At 40.9% G+C, this 12210-nt stretch carries 10 protein-coding genes; 3 read left to right on the top strand and 7 right to left on the bottom strand.

Annotated features, from left to right (window positions below; all coding sequences use genetic code 11):
- Positions 1-208: 208 nt before the first annotated feature.
- The 7 genes from C7B70_RS13450 to C7B70_RS13475 all read right to left on the bottom strand — a co-directional run bounded on the left by C7B70_RS13450 (position 209) and on the right by C7B70_RS13475 (position 8902).
- Positions 209-1015 carry a phosphoadenosine phosphosulfate reductase family protein gene (locus tag C7B70_RS13450; RefSeq protein ID WP_106369548.1) on the bottom strand — a complete coding sequence of 269 codons (807 nt, stop codon included), beginning with the start codon at positions 1013-1015 and terminating at the stop codon, positions 209-211.
- Entirely contained in the window at positions 996-4508 is a 3513-nt protein-coding gene (locus tag C7B70_RS13455) for a hypothetical protein (protein WP_106369549.1), read from the bottom strand. The genes C7B70_RS13450 and C7B70_RS13455 overlap by 20 nt, the downstream gene beginning before the upstream one ends.
- A complete protein-coding gene (locus C7B70_RS13460; protein WP_233220928.1) occupies positions 4501-5433 on the bottom strand; it encodes a DUF4007 family protein in 933 nt (310 codons plus the stop codon). The genes C7B70_RS13455 and C7B70_RS13460 overlap by 8 nt, the downstream gene beginning before the upstream one ends.
- 209 nt (positions 5434-5642) lie before the next feature.
- The gene (locus C7B70_RS26355) at positions 5643-5795 is read right to left on the bottom strand and encodes a hypothetical protein (RefSeq protein WP_158260491.1); all 153 of its coding nucleotides are present in this window, start codon (positions 5793-5795) and stop codon (positions 5643-5645) included.
- A 1225-nt stretch (positions 5796-7020) separates the two neighbouring features.
- A complete protein-coding gene (locus C7B70_RS13465) occupies positions 7021-7320 on the bottom strand; it encodes a cell division protein SepF (RefSeq protein WP_106369551.1) in 300 nt (99 codons plus the stop codon).
- An 836-nt stretch (positions 7321-8156) separates the two neighbouring features.
- The gene (locus C7B70_RS13470; RefSeq protein ID WP_106369552.1) at positions 8157-8636 is read right to left on the bottom strand and encodes a tyrosine-type recombinase/integrase; all 480 of its coding nucleotides are present in this window, start codon (positions 8634-8636) and stop codon (positions 8157-8159) included.
- Positions 8633-8902 carry a hypothetical protein gene (locus tag C7B70_RS13475; RefSeq protein WP_106369553.1) on the bottom strand — a complete coding sequence of 90 codons (270 nt, stop codon included), beginning with the start codon at positions 8900-8902 and terminating at the stop codon, positions 8633-8635. The genes C7B70_RS13470 and C7B70_RS13475 overlap by 4 nt, the downstream gene beginning before the upstream one ends.
- Before the next feature lie 150 nt (positions 8903-9052).
- On the opposite strand from C7B70_RS13475, the gene C7B70_RS28360 reads away from it, so the two are divergent.
- From C7B70_RS28360 to C7B70_RS25935, 3 genes are read left to right on the top strand one after another with little or no spacing between them, the layout of a single operon-like run.
- The gene (locus C7B70_RS28360; RefSeq protein WP_255409336.1) at positions 9053-9181 is read left to right on the top strand and encodes a hypothetical protein; all 129 of its coding nucleotides are present in this window, start codon (positions 9053-9055) and stop codon (positions 9179-9181) included.
- A gap of 58 nt (positions 9182-9239) precedes the next feature.
- A complete protein-coding gene (locus C7B70_RS13480; protein WP_106369554.1) occupies positions 9240-11951 on the top strand; it encodes a glucosidase in 2712 nt (903 codons plus the stop codon).
- Between the two features lie 24 nt (positions 11952-11975).
- Complete coding sequence (locus C7B70_RS25935; protein ID WP_146134043.1) at positions 11976-12173, top strand: hypothetical protein; 198 nt, start codon at positions 11976-11978, stop codon at positions 12171-12173.
- Positions 12174-12210: the final 37 nt, after the last annotated feature.

Here is a 12210-nt window from a genome sequence, read left to right on the forward strand (position 1 = left end):
TTTCCTGTTGAGCCTAGTGCCGCAGGGGAAAGAATGCTGATACAGTCTCTCAACTTTCTGCTGTCACTTTTCCTATCATTCCCAAATAACTCTTTGCTGCACCACGTAAAAGTAGTTATTTGTAAAGATTTATAAGAATTTTGATTATATTAATTGCAAAGTTCTTGACTAGAGGCTAAATCTGCACCCAACACTTACTTTCCTACCGCTACAAATAGCACGTTAAACAGGGCATAGTATCATCTTCATCGTCTAACACCTTATCTAGCGCATTTGCTAAGGGCTGATTGGGCTTTTCTTTTGCTTGTCGAGTCATTGCCTTATTGTGTTCAGTAATAATTTGCTCCTTGCGTTCTATTAGTTCCAACAGTGTTTCGCCCTGTGTCCAAGTGTAAGTTCTACCGTCCCGGTGATTCTGCTCGTAAGCAACAGCTTTTTGAAATAGGTCAGGATGCTCTTGCGCCAACATTACCCACTCATACTTGCGCTGGAAGAAGCAAAAATAGCAGCCTGACCGAGAGCGCCAACGATAGTAATCGGGCAACCCAATACCACTTTCTTCAAGAATACGCAGAATGTCTGCCTTAACCAGTCCGTGTTCTTTAAAAGGGTACTCTGGCGTGATAGTCGTTTTGGTTGATATGTAGCCATCCCTCTGTTCGTCAGCCCGAATAGCAACGTAACTAATGACCTCATCATCACCTACCCACTTTTCTAGGGGAATAATTTTCATCTGTTTTGTACACCAACGCATCTGCGGTGAAGGTAAGAACCCGCCGTAAACATCAAGCCAGTGGTCAAACCCACGCGCTGCTTCAAGGTAATTGATTTTGATGCCTAAACGCGCTTTAATTCGCTCTAGGTAGTCGTAAGTTTCTTGCAGTTCCTTGTGGGTATCGCAGAAAAAATACTCTATTTCTAGTTCTGGGTAGTTTTGACGCATGAAGATAGCCAAGGCTGTACTATCTTTTCCCCCCGATAGACCGAGAATGTGTCTAACCAATTTCTTGTTCATCCTTTCGATTTTGAGGCTTTGCTTGCATTTGACTAAGCTTATCTTGAGATCCTAACCTCAAAATCCTTTCCGTCAGCTTGGCAACGACAGCTTGCTGTAATTGCAAATTGTCGTGTTTATTTAGTATTCCCAAAACTTCTTCAACTACACCATCAATTAGATCGTTGCGCTCATGATCAAACCAAATCAAAGAGTGAATTTCCTGCCCATCTGGGCGCGTTATGGTGATTTTTCGTGCATCAAATCCATCACCTGTCCGGGTTTCCGCATCTTTCTGTAAAGCCTCTAAATTTTTGAACCGCCTAGCCAAATCCGAAAGTTTAATTTCAAACCCCGTGACATCCTCATCTGTCCAAGATTCAGCAGGTTTATCTGCAACAATCATTACCAGTGCTTCTAACCACTCTTTATCTGCTACGGTTTCATCCGCCGCCGCTTGGACGAAACTCTTAAGACGACGTTCCAAACACTGCCCTGACAAATAACTTGCTCTCACCCGTAAATCCTCTCGCAGCTTTTGCTCACCAGTGCGGACGGCAAAGGCATTGTAAAGAAGGGATTGACACTCACTTAGCAAGCGTTCATAGGCGGTTTGAATCTCATGTAGTGCTGAAATGAGTTTCTTTCGTAACGTTTGAGTTGTCGTGCTGCAAGTTTCTTCACTCGCTTGAATTGGTAACAATCCGCAAGCTATGGGCAAAGCTGTAAATAGTAGTTCATCTGGTTCTTGCGCTTGCTGCAATGTCTGTAACACCGCCGTCGCCTGCGGACTGAGCCGCTTAGTTTTAGTTGTGTAAACTGGTAATTTTTTTACGAATTGAAATAATGGCTTTACTACCATTAGCAGCGTGGAGTTTCGTACCTCTGGCGCAATGGTTGCATCCTGTTTGCGAAGAATTGATTCCAGTTCTTTGAAGACTTGCGCCCGCAAGCCTACCACTTCAAAATATTTAATCGCAAAGCGTGAGGGGTCTTTTACCAGTAGTTCAAAATGTTCGGCTCCTAAAACTGCGATAAACGTACCATCCTTGTATACCCCAATATCATCAACATGGTGCAACAAAACTGCCGCTAACAGGAGCGGAATTACGCCATGTTTTACTCCATAGGGAGGCGCTTCTAAAAGCTTGTAGAGATTATCTAAGGTTTGTGGTTTCTCCTTGGCTTGTAAACAAAAATCCTCAATGGTCTGCCAGACAGTCAAAACACCAGATTCTTCTTGAGGTGGATAAAATCCCCAGTCTCCATCGACAATTTGGTGGATTCCTGTCTCACCTAAGACAGAAAAAAACATACTGGTTTCTGGACCATACCCCTGCAACGAGAGTTTTTCTTGCTTTGGATGTTCGAGCATTGCCTCAATTAGTTCTCGTCTTGCCTTAGCACCTTGGCTCGTGAGTGTGCGGCGATTAATTAGCTCATTCCAGAGGATCAAACCCTGGCTATAAACCTCGTCGCATATATCTGATAGCTTGGCATTAAAGTCTGTAATGTGGCTGATGGTGGTTTCTTTCTTTCCACCAATCCAACAGCGACTTTGATTTGCTGCCACATCAAATGCCCAAGAGAGCGTTTCATCTAGCAATTGTTCAGCTTGAACCAAACGATAGCGAACTTCGCTCCTCGCTACCCCATCAGTTTGTAATTCAGAACTGCTCGTTTGAATTTTCTTCAACGCTGCAAATTCTCGCGCTCTAATTTGTAATAAATCGAGTTTAGCCACTTCGACAATAATTAGTGGTTTTCCATCGGCGGTCATAGCTGAAACTTGACTTGGAAACTCCCTATCGACCCAGTAACCCATTAATCCATCGCTATCTGGATAAGAACACTGTAATTTATTCAAATCTTCCAATCCGTCTAGATATCTGCGCTCAAAATAGCGTAACGTCCCGGTTTTATAGCTATGACGTTGAGCTACCATTGGGGTAAGAGGACGAATATCAGATAAAAGCTTGACAAGGGGCGCTCTTTCTTTTTCAAGATAAGCTGTCAGTTCTACATCAACGTTGAAATCAGATCCCTGCCAAATTCGCAACTCATCTAACTGCCGCCTTGAAGTAACAACACCCTTTTGTAAAAGACTCTCAACTACCTGCTCCCAATGTTTGCTACTGCTATCCGTAGCGCGATCGCACAAGGCTAGTTTGACTAAAGAGCGCGTTGCTCTTAATGACCCTGTAGTCGTCACCAAGTTTAGGATGCCAATCGTCTTTAAAACTTTCAGACTCTCTACATCTTGTCGCTGGGCATCAGCAATTAAATTTTGAATTTCTACCCAGCGTGAATGATTGGGTCTTGAAGCTAAACCCATCCCCACTGCTTCAATAAAATAATCATAAACTCGCTCTAACTTCAGTGTGGGCAAAATATCTCCCTCAACAGCAGTTTGCTCCAGATAATTGCGAAACGAATAGGGTTCGTAACTTGTTAAAAATGTAAACAGAGAGCGATCGTTTTGAGCATAGCGACTACATAACAAAGGCAGCACTAACGCGGATATTGGATGCAACGGGTAAGCCGCCGCCAGAACAGAGGCAGTAATATTATCTGTAACCTCACTTGGTAAATGTTCAAACCACTTTTCTGCTTGGTTATTAATCGTACAAAGAATTTTTTCTGCTCCAGTAGAATCAATTGCTTGCCCAATTAATCGGATCATCTGAGCCGGAGAATCTTTAAAAGAAATATCCTCAAATCTGCCCTGAATTTTTGCCCATTCACTTTTTTGTACGGAAGCCAATCTTTCCCCGTAGTCAGCGAACGATTGGTGTAATAAACCAAAAAGATAAACTTGAATGTTTTTACTTTGGGGTAGTTCGGCTAATTGCTGGAATAGATATAAATCTTCAGCCCCCTGACTTTGAACCGCAAATTCAAGATTTTTACCAAGTTCGTCAATAATTAACAGCACGCTTGTCTCGGAAATAGTTGCTATTTCTTGCACTAATTTAAGAATGCGGCGGCTGTCTATAGTTGCTCCGTTTGTAATATCTCCGTTTAGGTCTACAAGCAAACGATGAACGCTCAATTTCGACCGTTGCTGCGGTGTCCAAAACAGTTCGGCTCCTCTATACAGCGCTCTAATAATCGTATTACTCAAGGGTTCTCGCCCAGCCGTAGCCACTGCTCGAAATAAACCTTGACTTGGCAACTTTTCCTTTAATGCTAAATAATCAGCACTATCAGTACCAAAGGCGGTTGCCGCAATCTCTAACGCTTTGGAACGCATCGGACTACTTTGAGGCGCACACAAAGATGCTAAAAAATGGGCGAAAGCAGATTTCCCCGTGCCGTAAACGCTCGTCAACGTCCAAGCTCTATGGTTAGAGACTCCAGTTAATCCGGCTATTATTCGTTTAGTGGCATCAAGACTTCGCTCTGTGGGAATGTAACCAACTATTGCCTCAATTTTTTCCAAATCCCGTTCTAGGTTAATGGAACGAGAATAGCGACGATTAAGACTGAAATACTGAGATAGCGACTTATTCATTTTTTGCCCTACTTCGTCTGCCCCTGTAGTAATTATCTAAAATATCTCTTGCCAGTATTTCTGGTTCAGACGTAAAGGAAAATTGAATTAAACCAGCCGAGTCAGAAAGAGCAATTTCTTGAGTTTGCTTTGCTACCTGTTCGATGGCATCGCAGACGGCGCTTTCCGAAAGTTTAAATGCCATACCAGGGCTACCGATATCGTAAAGCAGGCGAGATATAGAGATTGTTCTTTGTTGTTTACCCACAGAACTAGCATATTCAAGGGCAGCTGCGACAACAATCTGTGCAGGTAAATTCCTTTTAACACCGACGCGAAATGTGTAATGTCTAGCATCTCCGGCTGTATGGAGTAACCCCATCAGAGCAAAAGGACAATCTATACTATCCTCGCTCTTGCCAGCCATTGCAAGGGTTCCTTGTTCAACATACATACGCAAAATTAGGGTGACATCTTTTTTGACGGAAGCGTCCACAATGCGAGGGGCAATACTATCTCTGTAGTTGCACAGGGCATTGAATAATTCATCGAGTGAAAATTCTACAGAGTGAAAGACGTTAAATGTATAGTACCAGGCTGCTGCATTGCAACTTGGTTTAAGTAAATTCCAATGCAAAAGCCACAAGGATGCGGGGTCTTCTAAAAACGGGTCCCAGCCTTCTTCTCCTAATAAGTTTTGTCCAAAATCCGTTGGACTATCCTCTTTTAAAATTTTGAACGTATTACACCAATAACGAATGGAATTGACCATGTTCTTGCCCACGCCTAGGCGCACGGGCGCATCTTCTTGTAAAAAAATGCTGGCATCTCGACTAGCGGCATCAAAACCTTTTTTGAGCCAACCAAAGCGGGGATGAAATGTCTCATGGCGAGCAAAAACGGGATTGACCTGATTTGCCCCTTTAATATCTAGAGCGAGGCTCATTTGTCTTAGCATGAAGAAATGGAGTTTAGTTTGTAAGCAGAAGCGCGTATTGTAAAAATAACTCAGTAATTAATATTAAGTCAGATTCGTTCTTCCAAAACTGCTTTTGCCTTACGTACTGTATTAACTGACACCTCTGCATACTTAGCCTCCTGCCGCAAAGAGAATTCTCGCTTTTTATGCAAAAGTTACAAACCGCTATACTCTGCCTAGCGCTTGGGTCGCCATTGCAGTTGCTCCTGTAAACGCAAGAAAAAGAAACGCGCTATTTTTACCGCCTCTTGGTATTCTGCTTCATTAGTATGCTCTGACCAACCTCGCTTTGTCTGCTCTTTGATAAACCCAGATAGGTTGTGTTGCAAAAAATAACTGAGTCGCAATAGTCCTCAGTTATTGACAGCTACATTCCACATATAGGTCTTAAAAAATAAGTAAACACTAAATATAGAATATAATTGTCAACTATTACAACCTATTGACAACAAGAAAGTTTTGCAACACAACTCAGGGTACAGTCCATACCAGTGTTTCAGAAGATAGATCGCCTCCTCGCTATACCAATCCCACATTGTTTTGACGCACTACCTAAAATTTGTTAAAGCTATACGGTTACTAAAAACAGCTTTTAAAAAGCAGAAATACTATTACCAATTAAAAGCTGTTTTGGAAGAACTGTGAGTATGACAAGTTGTTAATACAGTTGCTACCCGTCAAGTATTGTAGTTTTCCAGTGAAATTACCTACTCATAAACTTGATTTTACTGTTATCACTGACTGATAGGCAGGGATAATGAAACTTAAAATATTCTTCTATTTGTTATGAAATTTGCCAAGCATATTGGTTTAGGAAAAACAGTATCTGCGGAGGACGCAAGCTACAAGGATTTTTACGGTATTTTTCTTTGTCCTGAGTGTAAAGAAACATTAACGCTTATGTTGTGATGCTCTGCCCGTAGAACATAGCTGATACTGCTATACGTTATCTTCAGCAACGGAAGCTCTGACCGTTAAATAACTTAGTATTCGACACCCTTTATGACAGTCTGGTTGCAATTAACTTCAGTTCGATACTACTTTAGACACATTTGAGGACGATCTATTAATTCTTCACAAAATCTTCACCTAGTTTTTTTATACTTGCATTCAAGTCGAACTAATCAGGAGCTTCTGCTCTAAAAGTCTAGGAACTCTTAATTTAGCTGGAATTGCTTAAGAAAAGCTTAGTAAAAATTATTCCAAGCAGCAGTACAAGGAACTGTTATCTATATTATCAAAAATCTTAATCGGCACTCATTAGGTGAACATCAGTAAAAATTAGTCTTGGTTTGATAAGTCTGTAAAGAGTTTTCCTTTAAGTTCTGTTATTGATGATTTCTCCAACTATATTTGCTATTTTCATCCGAAAAAAAAACCGCATTAACTGTTCATAATGGGAACAACTAATGGCGATAAACAGTAGCACTACTACTGTTTATTTAGCGTTTCCTAAACCTAGAATAAGGCGATCACACTTTAAAACTTTTATCTATAGTATAGTATGGCAGTATTTAATTAGTTCGCGTCCAATTTCAATACACGAGCGGTTTTTTATACTGTAATTACGCTTGATTGATTAATAACCTGAACGAAATTTGGAGTAAACAGGAAAGTTTGTTTGCCAATTAATTGACTATGACCATTGATGGCATAAGTACCACCAATAATGAAGTCTACTACTCGCTGTGCCTGGTCAAACTCCAATTTACTCAATTTCAAAATTACAATTTTCCATTGGTGCAAAGCCTGAATTGCTGAACAGGCTTCTAAAGAGTCAAGTGGTTCTATAATTACTATCTCAGGAATTTTATTAGTAATTTTATGTAGTTCGAGCAGATTGTTTTGATACATACTAAGTCCTTATTTTAAAGTATTTTTAAAACATATTTATTTGCTAGCCATCAATTCTCTAAGTTTTATTTAAAAATATAATACTTAAAAATAAAAATATAATTGTATAGAAGCAGTTAAATAATCAAGGTTAGCCCATTTTATTCTTAAACAATTATTTTAAAAGCGCTACCGTAAAAATACTGAATGATTGCAAGCGTTTAATACTGCAAACTCGTAACTACACGGGAGATGAGTAAATATTAAATGAATATTAGGTTAATAGACTTTTAAGAAAGATAAAAGAGAGGATTAAAATATTCAACTAAGTTAGACAATTTTAAAGGATTTCTTAAAAAAGAATAGGAGAAGCAATTGCAAATAGCAGTACACCTTAGATGATTGTCCCTGGTGACGATAATATACTTTAATACTGCTACTCCAAGACAACGGAAAAATCAATCAGGAGATTGCTTTCCGTTTAGAAACTGGGTATTCTCGACAGTAACAAGATTCGCAACTTATTTACTAGACCTTCAACGCGATTGCAGAGATATTGCGTTGCTGGTGCGGATCTAAACCCGGTTTGCTAAGACCTCTACAATAATATTGAAACTGCTAAATAGCTCCTGCTTAATAATTGCTTCTATTTCTATTCTAAGTACAGGCTAATTAAAGTCTTTTGAGTGTCACGATCAAGATACATAGACTTTGACTATAAATGCCGCCTTCTCCTACTTTTACCTAATAGCCTTGGACAGAGACTTACAGCGAAAATCGTGGAGTGAGAAAGAAGGAATTTGTGCCTCCAAGCCCCGTTGCCGTAAAATATCCAATACCGCCTGGTCGGTCATTCTTCAATGTTCAACTTTGCCCCCCTTGCGCGTGGGATAAAATAACGCCCCAGGTTCTTCTCCCCGCCAAATCAACCAGTCCATCAGCGCCGCCGTCGCTCCATCATCTAAGTAAGTCGTCCGATCTTTATCACCTTTACCCGATCGCACCGTCAAACAATTATCAACCATATTCCAGTCAGACGAATCTATTGCTACTATCTCAGAACGCCGTAAACCAGCCGCATACAGCACTGCAATTAACGCTGCATCGCGGCTGCCCTTTACTGACGAGTCCTGGGCGCAAACATGAAATAAAGCCTGTACTTCTCCTATGCTCAAAGCCCTACCCTTCAATAACCTTTGCCCTGTTTTACGTTCAATGGTGATTGCACGGTGATAGTCCTCCGCCGACATTTGCCCCAGCTTCCACGCTTCTTCCAACACTCGACTTAGTGCAGCCATCATTTTGTTGGCATTGCTAAATGCGTATTTTTCGCTCAATTGCGTGTAAATAGCTTGAGTGTGCTGATACCTGAAAATGCCCAAGGGAAGCTGATTGCATCAAATTTCCCAGCGCTGACAATTTTGGCGATAGTTTCTAGCGCTCCTCGCATTGTCCGCCGTGACGAAGAACTTAACTGGGATAAATAAACCGACACTGGATTGAGACAAGCTTCTTCAATCGGAGACTTCGCGGCGGTTCGCTCAAGGGCGATTGCATTCGGAATAATATCTACAGCGACAATTTGCGTTATTTTTTCGTTCAAAACAGCCAATTCCTAAAATACGTCTTTATTCTACCATAGCCATTGAGATGATGATTTCTCATAACCTATTTTATAACAAAATACTCTAGCGAAACTCTAACGACAAGCAGTAGGGTACACTAAGACTTAATTGCTTTTTTGGTGACTTGTATGGGCTTGAGCAAAACCGCGATGGTATTTAGTGGAGGTAAACTTGACCATATCCAAAATTCTCGTTATTCCCACATTCAACCGCTAACAGTTCGTCAATATTTGGAGCAAACTGATTTGAAAGTGTGATCGCGCCACAAACACTAAAACAAAGTTCCATCGGTAAACATTACTCAGGAAAAAAACTATGACTGCGGAAGAACAAAGACTGGCAGCAGACCGTGATCGTACTGCTCACTGGAAACGCTGGGGACCTTACTTAAGCGAACGCCAATGGGGAACTGTCAGGGAAGATTACAGTCCTGACGGTGCAGCTTGGGACTACTTTCCTCACGAGCAAGCTCGTTCCCGTGCTTACCGTTGGGGAGAAGATGGCATTGCTGGTATCTCTGACAATCACCAAAGATTGTGTTTTGCTCTAGCGCTTTGGAATGGTGAAGATCCAATCCTCAAAGAAAGGATGTTTGGTTTAACAGGAAATGAAGGCAATCATGGAGAAGATGTTAAAGAATACTACTTTTATTTAGACAATACCCCTACGCATTCTTACATGAAATGTCTTTATAAATATCCCCAAGAAGCTTTTCCCTACACTCAATTAGTTACAGAGAATAATCAGCGCGATCGCAGTAGTCCAGAGTTTGAATTAATTGACACAGGTGTGTTTGACAATGACCGTTACTTTGATGTTTTTGTTGAATATGCCAAGAATTCACCGGATGATATTCTAATTCAAATCAGCATCGTCAACCGAGGCTCTGAAGAAAAAACCCTGCACTTATTACCGACACTCTGGTTTCGTAATTACTGGTCTTGGAGCAATGAACATGACAAACCTTTGCTCAAAGTTATCAAATCTGATCATGACTTCAGCGTCATAGAAGCATCTCATTCCACTCTAGGCGAACGATGGCTATATTGCGATGCTGCAACTCAACTGCTGTTTACAGAAAATGAAACCAACAATGAAAAATTATTTGGAGTAAGTAATGCTTCACCTTATGTCAAAGATGGAATTAATAATTATTTAGTTCATGAGCAAAAAGAAGCAGTTAATCTTAATCAAACTGGAACTAAAGCTTCAGCCCATTATCAATTAAATGTTGGTGCAGGCGAAACTAAAACAGTCCGGTTGCGACTGAGTGAATTATCAAATTTAGCTCAACCATTCGATACTGATTTTGACACAATTTGGCTTCATCGCATTAAAGAAGCTGACGAGTTCTATCAGCGCATCTCTCCTTTTGAGTTGTCAGCAGACAAGCGCAATATACAGCGACAAGCATTTGCTGGAATGTTGTGGAGTAAGCAATTTTATTACTATGTCGTAGAAGATTGGTTAAAAGGCGATCTTAATAGCCCACTGCCGCCTAATTCGCGTTCCAATGGTAGGAACCGAGAATGGATTCACCTGTTTAATGACGACATTTTATCGATGCCAGATAAATGGGAATATCCCTGGTTTGCAACTTGGGATTTAGCTTTCCATGTAATTACGTTAGCTATGATTGACCCAGACTTCGCCAAGCGTCAACTAAGTCGCTTAACGCGAGAATGGTATATGCATCCCAACGGTCAATTACCATCTTACGAATGGGCTTTTAGTGATGTTAATCCACCCGTCCATGCTTGGGCAACTTGGCAAGTGTATCAGATTGAGCAACAAATGTATGGACGTATAGACAAGCAATTTTTGGAACGGGTATTTCAAAAGTTGCTACTTAACTTTACTTGGTGGGTTAACCGTAAGGATACTGAAGGCAAAAATATCTTTCAGGGCGGCTTTCTAGGCATGGATAATATAGGTGTTTTCGACCGTAGTGCTGAACTGCCAACGGGTGGAAATCTCGAACAAGCAGATAGCACAAGTTGGATGGCTATGTATTCTCTAGATATGCTGACAATGGCTCTGGAATTAGCCAAAGAAAATTCAACTTACGAAGACATTGCTAGTAAGTTTTTTGAGCATTTTCTCCGAATTGCCAATGCAATGGACGGTCTTGGTCAGCAAGAAATAGCTCTGTGGGATGACGCAGATAACTTTTACTATGATGCACTGCATTCCCCCGATGGTCATCAATACCCCATGAAAGTTCGGAGCCTCGTGGGGCTGATTCCCCTGTTTGCTGTCGCAAATTTGGAACCAGAAACTTTAGAGCAGCTTTCAGGCTTTAAAAAGCGGACGCAATGGTTTCTTGATAATCGCCACGACCTTACACAAAAAATCGCTTGCGTTCAGACCCCAGGAATTGGTGAGCGGCGACTTTTGGCAATTTGCTTTAAACCACCAGGGGGAAGCGAAGAGCAAAATAAACTCCGTCATATTCTACACAAAATGCTAGATGAAAAAGAGTTTCTTAGCCCCTACGGTATTCGCTCTGTTTCTAAAGTTCATGCTGAAAATCCGTACATTTTTAAAACTAATGGCAAACAGTACCGAGTGGATTATGAATCGGCTGAGTCTAGCACCGAAATGTTTGGCGGCAATTCCAACTGGCGTGGGCCGATTTGGTTTCCTATAAATTATCTACTCATCGAATCCCTGCAAAAGTTTTATCACTACTTGGGTGATGATTTCAAAGTAGAATGTCCAACTAGTTCTGGTCAAATGATGACACTTAAAGAAGTAGCAACAGAATTGTCACAAAGACTAATGGGGATTTTCTTACAAGATTCTTGTGGACAGCGACCTTTCAACAGGAGAACAGACAAGTTTCAAACTGACCCAAATTGGCGCAACCTAATTCTTTTTAATGAATATTTTAACGGTGATAATGGCGCTGGTTTGGGAGCTAGTCATCAAACTGGCTGGACTGGTTTAGTAGCAAAACTGATCCACCAGTGTGGAGAATACGATAATCAAGATAAGTTGGCTAAATTTACTGATAAAGATACCTAATCTTTAGGGTATGCTTGAGCAGAATTGTCAGACATAAATACTTGGTTTAACGGGGTGACCTTAGTCAACTGTTTGAAACATGAGTACACCCAAGAAGAAAAAGCGGGAAGCAATTTATGCGATCGGCTAACTAATTTTCATTATGATGCCGCCGTAGTGGCAATATCCTGCATCAATCAAGCTAGCGATCTCACTATCCGATCGGTTTACCCAAAGGTGTAATCCTTAACCCAAGCAGCATTTTTGAAGAGTTTAGAAT

Source organism: Chlorogloea sp. CCALA 695, assembly GCF_003003885.1.
Classification (GTDB): domain Bacteria; phylum Cyanobacteriota; class Cyanobacteriia; order Cyanobacteriales; family Chroococcidiopsidaceae; genus Aliterella.

Excerpts from the sequence above, each read along its gene's own strand:
- C7B70_RS13450 (WP_106369548.1), bottom strand. The coding sequence starts at position 1,015 with ATGAACAAGAAATTGGTTAGACACATTCTCGGTCTATCGGGGGGAAAA.
- C7B70_RS13455 (WP_106369549.1), bottom strand. The coding sequence starts at position 4,508 with ATGAATAAGTCGCTATCTCAGTATTTCAGTCTTAATCGTCGCTATTCT.
- C7B70_RS13460 (WP_233220928.1), bottom strand. The coding sequence starts at position 5,433 with ATGAGCCTCGCTCTAGATATTAAAGGGGCAAATCAGGTCAATCCCGTT.
- C7B70_RS13465 (WP_106369551.1), bottom strand. The coding sequence starts at position 7,320 with ATGTATCAAAACAATCTGCTCGAACTACATAAAATTACTAATAAAATT.
- C7B70_RS28360 (WP_255409336.1), top strand. The coding sequence starts at position 9,053 with ATGGGCTTGAGCAAAACCGCGATGGTATTTAGTGGAGGTAAACTTGAC.
- C7B70_RS13480 (WP_106369554.1), top strand. The coding sequence starts at position 9,240 with ATGACTGCGGAAGAACAAAGACTGGCAGCAGACCGTGATCGTACTGCT.